Origin of the sequence: Microbacterium sp. TWP3-1-2b2 (genome assembly GCF_049896145.1) — a bacterium.
GTDB lineage: Bacteria > Actinomycetota > Actinomycetes > Actinomycetales > Microbacteriaceae > Microbacterium.
Window position 1 is genome coordinate 248,736 of sequence record NZ_JAFCTS010000001.1, and the last position, 17,645, is coordinate 266,380.

The window sequence follows — 17,645 nt, forward strand, 5'->3', positions numbered from 1 at the left end:
CTGGGACGAAGCACCTTTGCTGATTAGGATCTGACACATGAAGCTTGAACTGCGCGGCATCACGAAGAGGTTCGGCGCGCTGACGGCCAACGACCATATCGATCTCACCATTGAACCCGGAGAGATCCACTGCCTCCTGGGAGAGAACGGCGCCGGGAAATCGACGCTGATGAACGTGCTCTACGGCCTGTATCAGGCGGATGAGGGCGAAATCCTGCTGGACGACGTCGAGCAGCACTTCGCAGGCCCTGGCGACGCGATGGCCGCCGGTATCGGCATGGTGCACCAGCACTTCATGCTGATCCCCGTGTTCACGGTGGCCGAGAACGTCATGCTCGGCCACGAGAAGACGACGTTCGGCGGACGCCTCGACCTCGCCGCCGCTCGTGCGATGGTGCGCGAGATCTCCGATCGCTTCGGCTTCCAGGTCGACCCGGATGCCGTCGTCGAAGACCTTCCCGTCGGCGTGCAGCAGCGCGTGGAGATCATCAAGGCGCTTTCGCGCGATGCCAAGGTGCTCGTGTTCGATGAGCCCACAGCCGTGCTCACGCCGCAGGAGACCGACGAACTGATGGCGACGATGCGTCAGCTGCAGGCCGGCGGCACCTCGATCGTCTTCATCACCCACAAGCTTCGCGAGGTTCGCGAGGTCGCGGACCGCATCACGGTCATCCGGCTCGGCAAGGTCGTCGGAGAAGCATCGCCGACGGCCAGCAACGAAGAACTCGCCTCACTCATGGTGGGACGCGCCGTCGAGCTCAAGGTGCACAAGGACGCACCGAAGCTGGGTGAGGAACTGCTCGTCGTGAAGGAACTCACGGTCACCGATCCGTTCGGAACCGTGCTCGTCGACGATGTCTCGTTCTCGGTGCGAGGCGGCGAAGTGCTCGTGATCGCCGGTGTACAGGGCAATGGACAGACCGAGGTCACCGAGGCGATCGTCGGCCTGCAGCCGCGCGTCGAAGGCAGCGTGCGCCTCAACGGCGCCGAACTGGTCGGGCGATCTGTGCGCGACATCCTCGACGACGGAGTCGGGTTCGTCCCGGAGGACCGCAGCGTGGACGGACTGGTCAAGGAGTTCTCGATCGCCGAGAACCTCATGCTCGACCGCTCGGTCGGCGGGCCGTTCGTCAAGGCGGGCACCCTGCAGCTGGGCGCGCTCGATGATTTCGCTCGCGAGAAGATCACCGAGTTCGACATCCGCACCCAAGGACCGGCGCAGCAGGCCGGACGTCTCTCCGGCGGAAACCAGCAGAAGGTCGTGCTGGCCCGCGAGCTCAGCCGCGAACTGTCGCTGTTCGTCGCAGCGCAGCCGACGCGAGGCGTCGATGTCGGCTCGATCGAGTTCATCCACAAACGCATCATCGAGACCCGTGACTCCGGCATCCCGGTCATCGTCATCTCCACGGAACTCGACGAGGCTGCGGCGCTCGCCGACCGCATCATGGTGATGTACCGAGGCAAGGTCGTCGGCATCGTGCCCGGCGACACCACCCGTGAGCAGCTCGGCCTGATGATGGCCGGAATGATCGAGACCGACACGACGGCCGTGGCCGCCACGACGGCAGCCGACACCGAGGAGACCAGCGCATGACCGGCCCAGAGCTGAAGCCGATCCCCTCGGCCCCCGCTGACTTCGGGACGGAGTCCGCTGGCCAAGGCACTGAGCCCTCGCGCTGGCACGGAGCCTTCCGGCGCATCGTGACCGGCAACGGGCTGATCTCGGTGCTCTCGGTCATTCTGGCGCTCATCGCGGGATCGATCATGATCGCGTTCACCGATCCAGAGGTGCAGAGCACCGCCGGCTACTTCTTCGCGCGGCCCGGTGACATGCTCGCCGCCGTATGGAGCTCGATCTCCGGTGCGTATGTCGCCCTGTTCCAGGGGGCGATCTACAACTTCCGCGTCGACGGCTTCGCCGCCGGCATCCGCCCGCTCACGGAGACGTTGAAGTTCGCCACGCCGCTCATCGCCGCCGGCCTCGGAGTCGGACTCGCCTTCCGCGCCGGTCTGTTCAACATCGGCGGCCAGGGCCAGATGCTGATGGCCGCTGCGGCCGCCGGCTGGGTGGGCACGAGCATGAACCTCCCGTGGCCCCTGCACATGCTCGTCGCCATCGTCGCCGGCATCGTCGCCGGAGGCATCTGGGCGGGCATCGCCGGCATCCTGAAGGCGCGCACCGGCGCGCACGAGGTGATCGTCACGATCATGCTCAACCACATCGCCGTCTATCTGCTGGCCTGGATGCTGGCCACCCAGGGCATCCTGCAGGCGCCTGGTTCGAACAACCCGAAGACGGCTCCGATGGCGGATTCCGCCGTGCTTCCCGGCATCCTCGGACCCCAGTACAAGCTCCACGCGGGCTTCATCCTCGCCCTGATCGCCGTCGCGTTCACCTGGTGGCTGCTGGAGCGGTCGAGTCTCGGCTTCCGATTCCGCGCTGTCGGGGAGAATCCCAGCGCCGCGAAGGTGGCCGGCATCAGCGTCGGGAGGATGTACTTCTACGTCATGCTCATCGCCGGAGGCCTCGTCGGCATCGCCGGCGTCAGCCAGATGCTCGGGACCGTCACGAGCGGTTTCGGTGGTGATATCGACGCCGGCATCGGCTTCGACGCGATCACCGTCGCCCTTCTCGGGCGCTCGACGCCGTTGGGCATCCTGGCCGCAGGCATCCTGTTCGGCGCATTCAAGGCCGGTGGGTTCGCCATGCAGGCATCCGAGAACGTGCCGATCGAGATCGTGCTCGTCGTCCAGTCCCTCATCGTGCTGTTCATCGCGGCGCCGCCCCTGGTGCGTGCGATCTTCGGCCTGCCGCAGCCGGGTGCGCGGAAGAAGCCGAACAAACCCAAGAAGCCGAAGAAGAACGCGGCGCAGATCGCCGAGGAGGTGTCCGCATGACAATCACGGCTGAAGCGGTGGTCAGTGACGAGCAGCGTCACGTCGCCATCACCTCCTGGAAGACGCCCATCATCTTCGGGCTGTTCACCGTGCTGTTCGCGCTGCTGCCGCTGCTCGCCCCGCGCGAAGGCGACAGCACGTTCCGGCTCGTCCGCTCCGCTGACGCGGCCATCCAGCTTCCCGAACTCGTGCTGCCGGCCAACGCCACGGCGTGGGTCGCCGTCGTCCTGCTCGCCGCGATCACGGCACTGTCGGTGGTGTGGACGCGTGCTCGCCGGCGGCTGCCGTTGTGGTTGACCGTCGTCTACGTGATCGTGCTTCTCGTCGGCTTCCTCGCCTGGGCATCAGCCGGCGGGACCCTTCCGATGATCGGCCTGCTCGGCGGTGCGCTCGCGCTGGCGACGCCTCTGATCTTCGGTGCTCTGGGTGGAGTGATCGGAGAGCGGGTCGGGGTCGTCAACATCGCGATCGAGGCGCAATTGCTGGCCGGTGCGTTCATGGCCGCGCTCGTCGGGTCGGCGACGGGGAGTCCGTGGGCCGGTCTGATCGCCGCGATGGTCGCCGGTGTGCTGGTCTCGCTCGTGCTCGCCGTGTTCGCGATCACCTACTACGTCAATCAGGTGATCGTCGGCGTCGTGCTGAACGTGCTCGTGGCCGGACTGACGACGTTCCTCTATCGACAGGTGCTCAACGCCAACCCCGAGACACTGAACTCCCCGCCGTTGTTCCCGGTGCTCCCGATCCCGTTGCTCAGTGAGATCCCCGTGCTCGGGCCGGTGCTGTTCCGCCAGACGATCATCGTGTATCTGATGTACATCACGGTGTTCCTGGTCTGGTACGGCCTCTACCGCACCCGCTGGGGGCTGCGGCTGCGAGCCGTGGGCGAGCACCCGCAGGCTGCTGACACCGTCGGCATCAAGGTCGCCCCCACACGTTACTGGAACATGATGCTCGCCGGTGCCATCGCCGGCATGGGTGGTGCGTTCTACACGCTCGTCACGAACCCGCAGTTCGGCCGGGAGATGACCGCAGGTGCCGGCTACATCGCGCTGGCCGCGGTGATCTTCGGCAAGTGGGACCCTGTGCGTGCCACCTTGGCCGCGCTGCTGTTCGGCTTTGCCACCAACCTGCAGGGCGTGCTCTCGGTGATCGGCTCCCCGGTTCCGAGTCAGTTCATGCTGATGCTGCCGTACGTCGTGACGATCTTCGCCGTCGCCGGGCTTGTCGGGCGGTCACGTCCTCCGGCAGCCTCCGGCGAACCGTACATCAAGAGCTAGAGGAACAATGACTGACATCGACTGGGACGAGCTGCGTCAGATCGCCACCGACGCCATGCGCAAGGCGTACGCCCCGTACTCGCGGTACAAGGTGGGGGCGGCCGCCCTCGTGGACGACGGCCGCATCGTGGCCGGCTGCAACGTGGAGAACGCGTCGTACGGGGTGACTCTGTGCGCCGAGTGCGCGCTGGTGGGTGACCTCCACATGTCCGGAGGGGGAAGGCTCGTCGCGTTCGTGTGCGTGAACAACGACGGGCAGACCATCATGCCGTGCGGTCGCTGCCGTCAGTTGCTGTTCGAGCACTCCATGCCGGAGATGCTGCTGGAGACCGTTTCGGGCATCCGCACGATCGATGAGGTGCTGCCCGACGCGTTCGGCCCGCGCGACCTGGAGGACGTCCGATGACCCTTCGACGGGATCAGGGACCAGCTGTCGAGCCGTTCGACGCGATCGACGTCATCCGCGCCAAGCGCGACGGCGGGGTCGTACCGGAGGCCGCCCTACGCTGGATGGTCGATGCGTACACGCGCGGTTACGTCTCTGATGCGCAGATGGCATCCTTCGCGATGGCGGTGTTCCAGCGCGGTATGCAGCGCGACGAGATCCGCGTGCTGACCGATGCCATGATCGCATCGGGGGAGCGGATGAGCTTCACGTCCCTGGGCAAGAAGACCGTAGACAAGCACTCGACCGGTGGTGTCGGCGACAAGATCACCCTTCCGCTCGCACCCCTGGTTGCGTGCTTCGGTGTCGCAGTGCCGCAGCTCAGCGGCCGCGGGCTGGGACACACCGGCGGAACGCTCGACAAGCTCGAGTCGATCCCCGGCTGGCGCGCCGCGCTGAGCAACGAGGAGATGTTCGCGCAGATGCAGGGCGTCGTCGGTGCGGTGATCTGCGCCGCGGGCTCCGGTCTCGCGCCCGCAGACAAGAAGCTCTACGCACTTCGGGACGTCACCGGTACCGTCGAGGCGATTCCGTTGATCGCGTCGAGCATCATGTCGAAGAAGATCGCAGAGGGGACGGATGCGCTCGTCCTCGACGTGAAGTTCGGCTCAGGCGCCTTCATGCAGGACATCGATCGCGCTCGTGAGCTCGCGCAGACCATGGTCGCGCTCGGCACCGACTCGGGGGTGGCCACCACTGCATTGCTCACCGACATGAACGTGCCGCTCGGCCTGGCGATCGGCAATGCGAACGAGGTCCGCGAGTCCGTCGAGATCCTCGCCGGAGGTGGACCCGCCGATGTGCGGGAGCTGACCCTCGCTCTGGCACGGGAGATGCTCACGCTCGCAGGACATCCGGATGCCGACGTGGAGGCGGCGCTGGATGACGGTCGGGCGATGGACAACTGGAAGGCGATGATCCGCGCGCAGGATGGCGACCCGGATGCTGCGCTTCCGACCGCACGCGAGACGCATGTCGTCACGGCTCCGGCCGACGGCGTCGTGACTCGTATGGACGCACTGCCGTTCGGCATATCGGCGTGGCGGCTCGGCGCCGGACGCGCCCGCGCCGAGGACCAGGTCGTGCATGCCGCGGGCATCGATCTGCACGTCAAGCCCGGCGACCGTGTGGCGGCAGGCCAGGCGCTGTTCACGCTCTCGGCAGAGGACGAGGCGCGCTTCCCCCGCGCGCTCGAGGCGCTCGATGACGCGTGGTCGCTCGGAGACACCGCGCCCGAGATCGGGCCACTCGTCCGCGAGCGCATCACCGCGTAGGCTGGAGGCGCCTTCGCCGAGTCTGTCGGGGCGCCGATTCCGAGAGGACACCATCCATGTCGATCGCCGCCGACGGTGACAAGAAAGTGCAGGGGATCTCGCTGCGCTCGCTGCCGAAGATCTCGCTGCACGACCATCTCGATGGTGCGGTGCGACCGTCGACGATCATCGAGCTCGCCGTCGATGCGGGACTGCAGCTGCCTGCCACCGACGCGAGCGCGCTCGGAGACTGGTTTGCCGCGCAGAGCGACTCAGGTTCGCTCGTGAACTACCTCAAGACGTTCGAGCTCACGGTGGGCGTCATGCAGACCGCCGAAGGCCTCACCCGCATCGCGCGCGAGTTCGTCGAGGACCTCGCTGATGACGGCGTCATCTACGGCGAGGTCCGTTGGGCGCCGGAGCAGCACCTCGCAGGCGGGCTGTCGCTCGACGAGGCCGTCGAAGCGGTGCAGCAGGGCATAGAGGACGGCGAGGATGCCGTCGATCGCTCCGGGCGCAGCATCCGCGTCGGCCAGATCCTCAGCGCGATGCGTCACAGCGACCGTTCCGTCGAGATCGCCGAGCTCGCACTCGACAACCGCGAGAGCGGCGTGGTCGGTTTCGACATCGCGGGGCCGGAAGACGGCTACCCGGCCTCGGATCACCGCGAGGCGTTCGACCTGCTCGCCGAGAACTTCTTCCCCGTCACGGTGCACGCGGGTGAGGCCGCGGGCCTTGCATCCATTCGCAGCGCGCTGATCGACGGCCGTGCGCTCCGTCTCGGTCACGGCGTGCGCATCGTCAGCGATCTCGACGTGATCGAGCGCGACGGCGACGAGGTTCAGGTGCGCTTCGGCGATCTCGCCCGCTGGGTGCGCGATCGGGAGATCCCTCTCGAACTGTCGCCGTCCTCGAACGTGCACACGGGTGCGATCGAGGCCTGGGGCACCGAGCTCGCCGATCACCCGTTCGATCTGCTGTACCAGCTGGGCTTCTCCGTGACGGTGAACGTCGACAACCGCACCATGAGCCGTACATCGCTGACTCGGGAGCTCGCGCTGCTCGTCGACGCGTTCGGCTACGACCTCGACGACCTGGAGGCCTTCCAGTTCAACGCGGCATCGGCGGCGTTTCTGCCCGTGGAGGAGCGCGAGGAGCTCGTCGAGATGATCGCCGAAGGCTTCCAGAACGATTGATCGGACGCCGCGCAGTCATGACCGCTCCCGCTGTCTTCATCGCCGGTCCGGCATCCTGGAACTCGATCGTCGTCCTCGATCGGCTCCCCGAACCGACGCCGCACATGCAGTTCGCCGAGGCGAGCTGGGAGACGGTGGGGGGAACGAGCGCAGGCAAGGCACTGAGTCTCGCAGCGCTCGGAACGTCGGCCGTGCTGTACGCGCTCGTCGGTGCTGATGAGTCAGGACGCAAGGTCGAAGCGGCGTTGACTACAGCCGGAATCGACGTGTTCTGGGGAACCAGCGCCACGACCGAGCGGCACCTCAATCTGATGACTCGCGCCGGGGAACGTGTCTCGCTCTACCTCTCAGGGGTGTCGGAGCAGACGGCGCGGGTGCCCGTCGACGTACGAGCGGCCATGGCCGATGCCGAGGTCGTCGTGCTCGATCTCGCGGCTGAACCGCTGCGGCTGCTGCCACTCGCGAAGGCGAGCGGCAGAGCGGTGTGGGTCGACGTGCACGACTACGACGGCGAAGCCGAATATCACCGGCCGTTCCTCGCGGCGGCGGACGCGGTCTTCTGCAACGCTGACAACCTGGTCGATCCTGTCGGATTCCTGAGATCACGCGTCTCTGCCGGGGCATCGTTCGCGGTGTGCACGCTCGGCGCCGAAGGCGCAGTCGCAGTCGATGCCGACGGCGAGATCTATCGGGTGGATGCGGTGCCCGTCGATGTCATCGACACCAACGGTGCCGGTGACGCATTCTTCGCCGGAGTGCTGGCGGCATGGCTGGCCGGCGCGGAGCTGCCTCAGGCACTCGCGTCCGGCGCGTCGTCGGCATCGACGGCTCTCGGCACCAGGCACCTGCATCCGATGCTCGACAGCGTGCTGTGACATCAGCGTGCGCTGAGGCAGGACTCAGCGCGCGGAATCGACTTCGCTCGCGAACGCGCCGACGAGGCTGCTCAGCTGGGCGGTCATGTCTTCGTCGGAGATCGTGGATGTACCGTCGCCTGCCTGCGGCCCGTATGCTCCGAACGAGGAGTGAGCTGCCCCCTCGATCTCGACGAGCTCGGCGTCCTCCGGCAGCAGATGCCTGGCGTCCGCGATCTTCTCCGGCGTCGAAAGGCCGTCCGCACTGCCGGCGATGCTGAGTACCGGCAGATCCGTGTCGCTCAGGTCTGTCGCGCAGTACGACGCGAACAGCACGAGTGCATCGGTATCCGTCGCGAGTTGGCAGGCCCGCACGCCGCCGAGGGAATGGCCTCCGGCCATCCACAGATCGATGTCGGGCGCGAGTGAGGTGAAGGCGTCCAACGGACGCAGATCGAAGAAGGCGAGATTGAGCCACGGCTTGGTGATGACGACGGTGATGTCATCTTCCGCGGCGAGCTGCTGCAGCGTCGAGGCATATGCCCACGGGTCCACCTTTGCGCCCGGGATGAAGACGAGACCCATGTCAGAGGATCCGTCTGAGGGGGACAGGACGATACCCGCCGCATCATCCGTGATCGTCACGTCTGGGTTCGCACGTACGGCAGCAAGAGGCTCGGCTTCGGCCCCGCTCACGCCGATCTGGCTCCAGGCGATCGTCCCTCCGATGAGGAGGACGACGACGAGGAGGACACCCCATCCGACCCTGGCCAGGATTCTCCGGCGTCGCTTCTTCTGCACACCGCCAGCGTAGTGGCGACTGCATCGTGCTCATCTCAGCGCGTCACGCTCGCGGCGCACGGCTGAGCGGTACGCATGGTTGTTGACGTAGTACGCCATGCGATCGAGACCGAGGTAGCGGTATCCGCCGGTGACGTCCGGCCATGGACTGCCGGTCACCCGCTCGCGGAATCGCTCGGCGCTCTCCGGCGCTCTCTCGGACGCTGCGAGGTAGCTCGCCAACAGCTCCGCCTGCTCGAACCGGCCCTGCCAGCCGATGCCGGATGCTTCGATCATGCCCATCACGTACAGGCCGTTGAACGTCGCAGGGAACATGTTCAAGAACAGCCGAGGAGCGGCGCCCCGCCACTGCAGGTGCTCCCGATCGACGAACGCATAGTCCAGACGGTACCCGGTCGCGAGCATCACAAGGTCGTAGTCACCACTCGATCCGTCACGGAACAGTGCGCTGCGACCGTCGAACCGCTCGACATCGGCGCGCACGCGCAGGTCGCCCTGCCCGAGGTGGTTCAACACCATCGTGTTGACGATCGGGTGGGATTCGTAGATGCGGTAGTCGGGTGCGGGGAATCCGAAACGCACAGGGTCGCCGGTGAACGCTTTCAGAACGTGGGAGTCGACCGCCTGTTTGATGCGCGCCGGGAGGGGCCGCCCCTGGTTGAGCGTGTCGCTCGGCCTGCCGAACAGGTAGCGCGGCACGAAGTAGTAGCCGCGCCGCACGCTCATGTCGACTGATGCGGCGTGGTGTACGGCATCCACGGCGATGTCGCAGCCGGAGTTCCCTGCGCCGACGATGAGCACCCGTCGCCCGTCGAGCTGCGACGCGCTCTTATATGCGCTCGTGTGCATGAGTTCTCCGGTGAACTCTCCCTCGAAGGACGGCACGTGGGGTTCCGCGAGGGTGCCGTTCGCGATGATGACTCCGGCATACCAGCGCGTGCTCTCGCCGTCCCGCCCGGTGTACGAGAGATCCCATCCGCCGTCGCGTGGTTCGAGCCGGGTGACGCGGGTGTCGAAGTGGAACAGCGACATGAGTCCGAAATGGTCCGCGTACGACTGGAAGTAGTCGCGCAGCACCCGGTGGCTCGGGTAGTCGACTCCCGTTCTCATCGGGAACTCGGCGAACTCCGTCGTCGTGCGAGATGAGATCAGGTGAGCTGATTCGTACATCGTGCTGCGCGGGTTCGTGATGTCCCAAAGACCCCCGACGCCGTGGGACGCCTCGAAGCCCTCGATCTCGATGCCCTGCGCCTGCAGTGCCCGCGCTGTGGCCAGGCCGGATGGCCCCGCGCCGATGACGGCGTATCTGCTCATGGTGCTCCCCGCACGACGGTGTGCTCGATCTGTCGCCCCCCAGGCTCGATCGTAGCGGCATCGTCGTGCGGGAAGTCGTCAGAGCGTGTGCAGCTCCTCTTGTCGTGCGGCGAACACCTCGTGAACGGCCCCGAAGAGCGGATGCTCCGGCTCCAGACCGGTGACGGTCGCGGTGAGCACATCCGCGTCCTCGGTGCGCAGCATCCGCTGCAGCTCGACGGACTGCTCATCCGACGCGTCGTCGAAGGCGACGGCCGCGGCCACGGCGGCGACGAGCGCCGAGGTCGACAGTCCACGTTCCGCGGCCTGGACGGCCGGGCCGATGAATCGTTCGTTGCGCGACAGCTTGCGCAGCGGCTGGCGCCCGACTCGCTGCACCGTGTCGACGAGCTCGGGGTTGCGGAACCGCTCGAGGATCGTGGCGCGGTACTCGGCGAGCTCGTCGGGATCCAGCCCGTGCACGACGCTGAGTACCGCCGAGGTCTCCTCCAGCGCCGCACCGACGCGCGCGGCGATCAACGGATCGGCGAGCGCATCCGAGATGCGCGCGTGGCCCGCCTGCGCACCGAAGTACGCCGTCGCCGCGTGCCCGGTGTTCACGGTGAACAGCTTGCGCTCGATGTACGGGCCGAGGTCGTCGACGAAATGCGCGCCGGGAATGCTCGGCAGATCGTCGCCGAACGGACCGGACTCGATCGCCCACTCGAAGTAGGGCTCGACGGTGACGTCGACACCGCCGTCCGCGGGCTGCGCCGGCACGATGCGGTCGACGGCGGTGTTGGCGAACACTGCACGATCGGCCGCGGACCGATCCAGTTTCTCGATCTCGGCGCGCAGCTGATCAGTGGCGCCGATCGCGTTCTCGCACGCCATGATCTTCAAGGGCCCGAGGTCGGGGGAGCGACGCTTCAGGCCGGCGACGATCGTCGGAGCGATGAATCGCAGCACGGTCGGACCGACAGCGCACGTGACGAGATCGGCGGTCGCGACCTCATCGGCTGCGGCATCCGGGTCCGTCTGGCTGTTGACCGCACGATAGCCCGTGACCTTTCGGTCGACGCCACCAGGGCCGGCCTCATGCACCGTGTACGAGTCGGTCTGGTTGATGGCGTCCACCAGGGCGCCGGCGACGTCGGAGAAGACGAGCTCGTAGCCGCCTTCGTGCAGCAGCAGGCCGACGAATCCGCGCCCGATGTTGCCGGCACCGAAGTGGACGGCCTTCATCCTTCGTTCACCGCCGACAGCAGTGCGTACAGGTCATCCGGCGTCTCGGCCGCGTTGAGCTTGGCGACATCGTCCTCGTCGGAGAACAGGATCGCGATCTGGGAGAGGATCTCGAGATGCTCGTCGCCGCGACCGGCGATGCCGATCACGAACGTGGCGCTCTCTCCGGCCCAGTCAACACCGCCGTCGTACCGCACGACCGAGAGCCCGGAGTCGAGGATGGCATCCTTCGTCTCGTTCGTGCCGTGGGGGATGGCCAAGCCGTTCCCCATGAACGTCGAGACCGTCTCCTCGCGCTGCCGCATCGCATCGACGTAGGCGGGGGTGACGGCGCCGGCTGCGACGAGGATGTCCGTCGCCTCCTGCAGCGCTTCGTCCTGGGTGGCGGAACCGGAGTGGATTCGGACCTGTCCGATGCTGAGAACGCTCATTCTTCTTCCTTCTTCTGTGACTGCACCATTTCGACGACCTCTTCATACTGCGGCGCATTCATGAAGTTGTCGACCGAGACGTGGAGCGAGTTCGGGGACTTGCCCTTGGCGCGATCGGTCAGCTGCTGCTGGGTGATCACCAGATCGGCGGTGCCGTCGAGGTTCGCGATGGCCTGGTTCGTGACCTTGACGTCTTCGATACCGGCCTTCTTCAGCTTGTTGCGAAGAACGCTCGCCCCCATCGCCGACGAGCCCATGCCGGCGTCGCAGGCGAACACGATGTTCTGGATCGGCGCGATCGCAGTCGCGGTGGATCCTGCCGCGGCAGTGCCACCTGCGGCCGCTGTTGCGGCGAGGTTCGAGAGGTGCTCGGACTTCTTTCCCTTGTTCGCTTCGGTCTGCGCGATCGCCGCACCGAACGTGTCGCCTTCGGCCGCGAGGTCGCGCTTGCGCGAGGCGCGGAGGATGACGCCGGTGATGAGGAAGGTCACGGTGGCGGCGATGACGACCGACAGATACACGACCAGCAGGTTGCCCACGCCGGGGCCGATGGCTGCTGCCGTCACTGCGATGATGCTTCCAGGTGCCGCCGGGAACGCGAGCCCGCCTCCGAGCAGCATGTTGGTCGTGACGCCGGCGGCGCCACCGGCGATGAGGGCGAGGATCGTGGTGGGCTTGCTGAGCGCGTAGGGGAAATAGATCTCGTGGATGCCACCGAAGAACTGGATGATCGCCGCGCCGGGTGCGGACGCCTTGGCAGCTCCGACGCCGAAGAACGTGAACGCGAGCAGCAGACCGAGGCCGGGGCCGGGGTTGGCTTCGATGAGGAACAGGATCGACTTGCCGAACTCCTGCGCCTCCTGGATGCCGAGCGGCGTGAACACGCCGTGGTTGATGGCGTTGTTCAGGAACAGCACCTTGGCCGGCTCGACGATGATCGACACGAGCGGCAGCAACTGCAGCGTCACGAGCCAGTCGACAGCTGCGCCGAGCACGGTGCTGATGCCGAGCATCACCGGGCCGAATGCGAAGAAGCCCGCGATCGCGAGGATCATGCCGAGGATGCCGGCGGAGAAGTTGTTCACCAGCATCTCGAATCCGGGCCGGATCTTGCCGTCCCAGAGCCGGTCCATCTGCTTGGTGATCCACGCCGCGAGCGGCCCCATGATCATCGCGCCGAGGAACATCGGGATGTTGGTGCCGACGATGACGCCCATGGTGGCGATCGTCGCGACCACGCCACCGCGTTCGCCGTAGACCAGGCGACCTGCCGTGTTCGCGATGAGCAGTGGGAGCAGATAGGTCACCATGGGACCCACGAGTCCGACGTAGCCGAAGAAATTGCCGCCGTCGCCCTCGGCCAAAGCGGTCATCGCGCCCGGCCAGTTGATGAGCGCGGAGTCGCCGCCGCCGCCGATGATCTCGGCGACAGGGGCCCAGTGCCATCCGAACGGGCTCTCAGCACCGAAGAATCCCGCGGGGATGAACAGCATCGTGATGAAGCCCCAGGCGATGAAGGCGGCGATGTTCGGCATGATCATTCCCGAGAGGAATGTGCCGAGTCTCTGCACTCCGACTCGGAGGCCGCCCTTCTTCGGGGCGTCGGTTGACGTCGTCGTCATGATGTCGTCTCTTTCTGGTGTGTAGGAAGTGCCGCGGCGGCTTCAGCCACGGCGTTGCGGGCACTTGCGGCATCATCTGCCGCGAGGGCCACCTCGGCGAGGTGCTTGGCCTCGTCGAGGGTGCGCTCGGAGAGCGCGAGTCGTACATCGGCGAGTGCCGCCGACGCCATTGACAAGCTGGTGGCGCCGAGGCCCACCAGCACCACCGCCAGCAGGGGATCTGCAGCGGACTCGCCGCAGACGCCTACCGGTTTGTCCAGGCGTGCGCCTGCAGCGCCCACCTCGCCGACCAGCCGGAGCACTGCGGGATGCCACGGGTCTTGGAAACCTGCGACGGAGCCGAGCATGCGGTCGGCGGCCATCGTGTACTGGGTGAGGTCGTTCGTGCCGATCGAGGCGAAATCGGCGTGCGCGAGCACCCGGTCAGCGAGCAGCGCGCTGGCAGGCACTTCGACCATGACTCCGGCGGTCTTCAGCCCGTATTCACGGGCGAGGCCGGTGAAGTAGGCGGTCTCCTCCACGGTGGTCACCATCGGCGCCATGACCCACAGATCCGCCTCCGTGGCGGCATCCGCCTCGGCGAGGGCCGTGAGCTGCTCCCTGAGGATGTCCTCACTGGCGCGCAGCGACCGCAGCCCGCGAAGACCCAGTGCGGGATTCTCCTCGTGCGCGTCGTTGAGGAACGCCAACGGCTTGTCTGCGCCGGCATCCAGCATGCGCACGACGACCTTCTTGCCAGGGAAGGCCGTGAGCAGTTCTCGATACGACTCGCGCTGTTCGGCCACAGTGGGCGCGTGGGCCGAGGAGAGGAACAGGAACTCGGTGCGGAAGAGACCGACGCCTTCGGCGCCGCGCTGCACCGCGTCAGCGGCATCCGAGGGCTTTCCGAGGTTGGCGAGCAGCGCGACGGCCGTGCCGTCGGCGAGTGCACCAGGGGTGAGGGGCGCGCCCTCGGCGGCATCGCGCGCCGCTGCTCGCTGAGCGGCCCGCTCCTGCTGCTCAGCAGTGGGGTCGGTCGTGACGGTGCCTGCCGCCGCATCCACGATGACGGTCGTCCCTGTTGCCAGCGTCGTGGCGTCCGTCGCCCCCACGATGGCGACGATCCCCTTCTCTCTGGCGAGGATCGCCGTATGGGAAGTCGGTCCGCCGTCCGTGGTGATCAACGCCAGCACCTGTTCGAGATCGAGCAGTGCGGTGTCGGCGGGTGCGAGGTCGCGGGCGACGAGAACGAACGGGTGTCCCGGGTCCGGGACGCCTGGCGCGTCGAGGCCGCGCAGGTGGGCGAGCACGCGCTGCGCGATGTCGTCGAGATCGGCTGCTCGCTCGCCGAGGTAGCCGCCGACTGCTTCCAACGTGGCGCGGAATCCCGCGAATGCGTCGTGCACGGCCCATTCGGCTGTGCCGCCGTCGTCGATGCGGGAGTCGACCTCGTCCTGCAGCGTGGGGTCCTCGGCGATCATCGCCTGCGCCTCGAGCACCTCCTGTGCGGAGCCACCCGCCGTGTCGGCGCGCTGCTGAAGCTCCGCGGCAACAGCCGTCACGGCCTCTCTGGCTCGGGCGCGCTCGGCATCTGCGCCGATCGTGCTCGGAGTGTTCTCCGGCGCCGGCAGCGCTTCGGCCATACGGACGACGGGCCCCTGCCCGATGCCGCGGCCGATTCCGACGCCCCGCAGCTCGGTCATCCGGCCGCCTCCTGATCGTGGTCGGTCGTCAGCAGTTCCGTGAGGGTGTCGAGCACTCCCTCGGCGCCGTCTCCGTCAGCCGACAGAGTGACGTAGTCGCCGTGCTCGACAGCGAGCGCGATGACGCCGAGGATGCTCGCGGCGTTGACCGGCTTCCCCGAGTCCTTCGCGATGGTGACGGGGATGCCTGACTCCTTCGCCGCCTGCGCGAAGAGCTTCGCCGGCCTGGCGTGCAGTCCGTGGGAGGATCCGATGCGGACGGTGCGTGAGATCGCGGTCATGATGTTCCTTTCGCAGTGGGCGGGGAGTCGAGGAGGCTCGCGCGGGCGACATCGAGAGTCCTGGTGCCGTCACGGTCGGCGAACACGTCGTCCGGAAGGACGGCGACAGGGCCACGTGATGCGGCGCGGATCGCGTCGAGGCGGTCGGCGAGATGCGGGCCGACGAGCACGAGATCCGCGAATGCGGTGGAGATCGTGCGCTCGGTGCCGGCGGCGGTGTCCCAGTCCAGGCCGGCGGCGGATGCTGCACGCCGCAGTCTCTGGGCGACGAATGTGCTGGACGCTCCCGCGCCGCACACCACCAGGATCCTCATCGATGCCACCTCTTCCTGCTCTCCATTCTGGGAAGTCGCTGGGAGCGGCGCCACCAGGTTCCCTTCCGCCCCTGCGGAACGTTCGGCTCCGACCCGCCGGTGCCGCGGTGCTGGCATCATGGGAGCATGTCGCGCCAGCGCCAGGATCAGCTCCTGCAGACCCTCCTCCGGCAGGACGACTGGGCGACGGCGGCAAGCCTCGCCGATCTGTTCGGCGTGACGCCGCGCAGCATCCGCTCCTACGTCGCAGCGCTCAACGCCCGCGCGGCAGCCGGCGATGCCGTGGAGTCGGGACCCGCCGGATACCGGGCGGGCACAGGGGCTCATGCGACTCTGCGCTCGCGCGCGACGGGGGAGTCGGCTCCCCGAGACCGCCTTCACACCGTGGTGCGAATGCTGCTGGACGAATCCGGCGGCATCGACGTGTACGCCACGGCCGAGCTGCTGCACGTCAGCGAGGCCACCCTGGAGTCCGACCTCGCCCGGGTGCGCGGGCTGCTCGACGGCGCGGATCTTCGGCTGGAACGCGAGCGCGAGATCGTCCGGCTGCGGGGGACGGAGATCGCGCAGCGCCGGCTGCTGAGCCGTCTCGCGCATGACGAGATGGATGCCGGATCGTTCCATCCGGAGAGCATCCGCCGCGCGCTCACCGGCAGCGCCGTCGCCGCTCACGCTGTCGCTCCGTTCAAGACTGCGCTCGTCCGAGAGCTCGGTGCGCTCGGGTACTACGTGAATGAACTCGCGATCTCCGATGTGCTGCTGCACATCGCGATCGCCGCTGACCGGGTCTCGGCCGGTCGCGCACTCGAGACCCCGCAACCCGGCGCCTCCGAAGAGATCTCGAAACTGGGCGACGTCATCACCCAGCTCGCCGCCGAGCACTTCGGAGTGGCTCTCGGCGGAGGCGACAGCACGCACCTCGCGACACTCGTGCTCACCAGGGCGATCGCACCCGGCCAGAGTTCAGGCAACGGTGCGGCTCGCAGCGGCGTCGATCAGGGCGTCGAGGCCGCGGTCCGCGCCGAGATCGTGCAGGCGGCGGCGGACTACCAGATCGATCTGGTCGATGAGGCCTTCATCCTGCGACTGGCGCTGCACGTGCAGAATCTGCTTCGCCGCGCAGAGGAGCGAGCATGGACCCGTAATCCGCTCACCCGGTCGCTGAAGTCGTCGTATCCAATGATCTTCGAGGTCGCAGTGTCGATCGCGAGCGGTCTGCATGACCGGCTCGGAGCGCCCATCCACGACGATGAGATCGCATACATCGCCATGCACATCGGCGGGCGGCTGGAGCGCAGTCGCAAGGCCGAATCGATCCTCACAGCGACGATCGTCTGCCCGGGATACTACGAGCTGCACGAACTGCTGCGTTCGAGCGTCGACCGTTCGCTCGGGTCATCGGTCGAGGTCACCAGCGTCGTCACGAGCGTCGACCCGGACTGGGCGGCGATCGACACCGACCTCGTGCTGAGCACGATCGAACCAGGAGCGACGGGGGAGCGCTATGTGCGCATCCAGCCGTTCCTCACCGACGCGGATGTCGAGCGCGTGTCGCAGGCCGCGGCACGGATGCGTCGCGCCCGCCGCCTCACCCGCCTGCGCGAGGAGCTGTCGCGTTACTTCGTCGCAGACGCGTTCGTGAGGCCACTGCCCGACGAGGGCGAAGAGGCCGTGATCCGTCGCCTCGGCGGGCTGCTCGTGGATACCGGTCTCATCGCAGAAGACTACGTCGAGAACACGATCGTCAGAGAGCGCATGTCGTCGACGGCTTTCACAGACGCGCTGGCGGTGCCGCATGCACTGCAGATGACCGCGCAGCGCACCGCGATCGCGATCGGTGTGGCAGACGGATCCGTCGCGTGGGGCGAAGGCCGTGTGCAGGTCGTCGCGCTCGCGGCCTTCAGCGAGAGCGACCGGACGGCGTTCCAGACTGTGTTCGAGCAGCTGGTCGAGGTGTTCAGCGAACGAGAGAGCGTGCAGCGCATCGTGCGCCGAGGCACGACGTTCGAGGCGTTCCTGGATGAGCTCGTGGCGGTCATCGACGGCTGAGCCC

The 17,645-nt window shown here is 67.2% G+C and carries 16 protein-coding genes; 8 read left to right on the plus strand and 8 right to left on the minus strand.

Annotated elements, in window-relative coordinates; translation table 11 throughout:
• Positions 1–37: 37 nt before the first annotated feature.
• From ACP7AR_RS01240 to ACP7AR_RS01270, 7 genes are read left to right on the plus strand one after another with little or no spacing between them, the layout of a single operon-like run.
• Positions 38–1,594: an ABC transporter ATP-binding protein gene (locus tag ACP7AR_RS01240; RefSeq protein ID WP_426181715.1), complete on the plus strand. Its 1,557-nt coding sequence runs from the start codon at positions 38–40 to the stop codon at positions 1,592–1,594.
• Positions 1,591–2,898, plus strand: a complete 1,308-nt coding sequence (locus ACP7AR_RS01245) for an ABC transporter permease (RefSeq protein ID WP_426181718.1) — start codon at positions 1,591–1,593, stop codon at positions 2,896–2,898. Before ACP7AR_RS01240 ends, ACP7AR_RS01245 begins: the two co-directional genes overlap by 4 nt.
• Positions 2,895–4,175 carry an ABC transporter permease gene (locus ACP7AR_RS01250; protein WP_426181721.1) on the plus strand — a complete coding sequence of 427 codons (1,281 nt, stop codon included), beginning with the start codon at positions 2,895–2,897 and terminating at the stop codon, positions 4,173–4,175. The genes ACP7AR_RS01245 and ACP7AR_RS01250 overlap by 4 nt, the downstream gene beginning before the upstream one ends.
• Before the next feature lie 7 nt (positions 4,176–4,182).
• Positions 4,183–4,581 (plus strand): cytidine deaminase, encoded by a 399-nt coding sequence (locus tag ACP7AR_RS01255; RefSeq protein ID WP_426181723.1) that lies wholly within the window; start codon positions 4,183–4,185, stop codon positions 4,579–4,581.
• Positions 4,578–5,894 (plus strand): thymidine phosphorylase, encoded by a 1,317-nt coding sequence (locus ACP7AR_RS01260; RefSeq protein WP_426181725.1) that lies wholly within the window; start codon positions 4,578–4,580, stop codon positions 5,892–5,894. The genes ACP7AR_RS01255 and ACP7AR_RS01260 overlap by 4 nt, the downstream gene beginning before the upstream one ends.
• A 56-nt stretch (positions 5,895–5,950) precedes the next feature.
• Positions 5,951–7,069, plus strand: a complete 1,119-nt coding sequence (locus ACP7AR_RS01265; protein WP_426181728.1) for an adenosine deaminase — start codon at positions 5,951–5,953, stop codon at positions 7,067–7,069.
• Positions 7,070–7,086: 17 nt separating this feature from the next.
• Positions 7,087–7,944 carry a carbohydrate kinase family protein gene (locus tag ACP7AR_RS01270; protein WP_426181731.1) on the plus strand — a complete coding sequence of 286 codons (858 nt, stop codon included), beginning with the start codon at positions 7,087–7,089 and terminating at the stop codon, positions 7,942–7,944.
• 24 nt (positions 7,945–7,968) lie between these two features.
• On the opposite strand, the gene ACP7AR_RS01275 is transcribed toward ACP7AR_RS01270, so the two are convergent.
• From ACP7AR_RS01275 to ACP7AR_RS01310, 8 genes are all read right to left on the minus strand, one after another.
• Positions 7,969–8,724: an alpha/beta hydrolase gene (locus ACP7AR_RS01275; RefSeq protein ID WP_426181733.1), complete on the minus strand. Its 756-nt coding sequence runs from the start codon at positions 8,722–8,724 to the stop codon at positions 7,969–7,971.
• A gap of 30 nt (positions 8,725–8,754) precedes the next feature.
• Positions 8,755–10,038 (minus strand): flavin-containing monooxygenase, encoded by a 1,284-nt coding sequence (locus ACP7AR_RS01280; RefSeq protein ID WP_426181735.1) that lies wholly within the window; start codon positions 10,036–10,038, stop codon positions 8,755–8,757.
• A gap of 78 nt (positions 10,039–10,116) precedes the next feature.
• On the minus strand, positions 10,117–11,262 hold the full coding sequence (locus ACP7AR_RS01285; RefSeq protein WP_426181738.1) for a mannitol-1-phosphate 5-dehydrogenase: 1,146 nt from the start codon (positions 11,260–11,262) through the stop codon (positions 10,117–10,119).
• Positions 11,259–11,693 carry a PTS sugar transporter subunit IIA gene (locus ACP7AR_RS01290; RefSeq protein WP_426181741.1) on the minus strand — a complete coding sequence of 145 codons (435 nt, stop codon included), beginning with the start codon at positions 11,691–11,693 and terminating at the stop codon, positions 11,259–11,261. The genes ACP7AR_RS01285 and ACP7AR_RS01290 overlap by 4 nt, the downstream gene beginning before the upstream one ends.
• Complete coding sequence (locus tag ACP7AR_RS01295) at positions 11,690–13,315, minus strand: PTS mannitol transporter subunit IICB (RefSeq protein ID WP_426181743.1); 1,626 nt, start codon at positions 13,313–13,315, stop codon at positions 11,690–11,692. The genes ACP7AR_RS01290 and ACP7AR_RS01295 overlap by 4 nt, the downstream gene beginning before the upstream one ends.
• Complete coding sequence (ptsP, locus tag ACP7AR_RS01300; protein WP_426181746.1) at positions 13,312–14,997, minus strand: phosphoenolpyruvate--protein phosphotransferase; 1,686 nt, start codon at positions 14,995–14,997, stop codon at positions 13,312–13,314. The genes ACP7AR_RS01295 and ptsP overlap by 4 nt, the downstream gene beginning before the upstream one ends.
• Positions 14,994–15,278: an HPr family phosphocarrier protein gene (locus tag ACP7AR_RS01305; protein ID WP_426181748.1), complete on the minus strand. Its 285-nt coding sequence runs from the start codon at positions 15,276–15,278 to the stop codon at positions 14,994–14,996. The genes ptsP and ACP7AR_RS01305 overlap by 4 nt, the downstream gene beginning before the upstream one ends.
• Positions 15,275–15,592, minus strand: a complete 318-nt coding sequence (locus tag ACP7AR_RS01310; RefSeq protein WP_426187565.1) for a PTS sugar transporter subunit IIB — start codon at positions 15,590–15,592, stop codon at positions 15,275–15,277. Before ACP7AR_RS01310 ends, ACP7AR_RS01305 begins: the two co-directional genes overlap by 4 nt.
• Before the next feature lie 126 nt (positions 15,593–15,718).
• On the opposite strand from ACP7AR_RS01310, the gene ACP7AR_RS01315 reads away from it, so the two are divergent.
• Positions 15,719–17,641, plus strand: coding sequence for a BglG family transcription antiterminator (locus ACP7AR_RS01315; RefSeq protein ID WP_426181750.1), 1,923 nt, complete (start codon positions 15,719–15,721; stop codon positions 17,639–17,641).
• Positions 17,642–17,645: the final 4 nt, after the last annotated feature.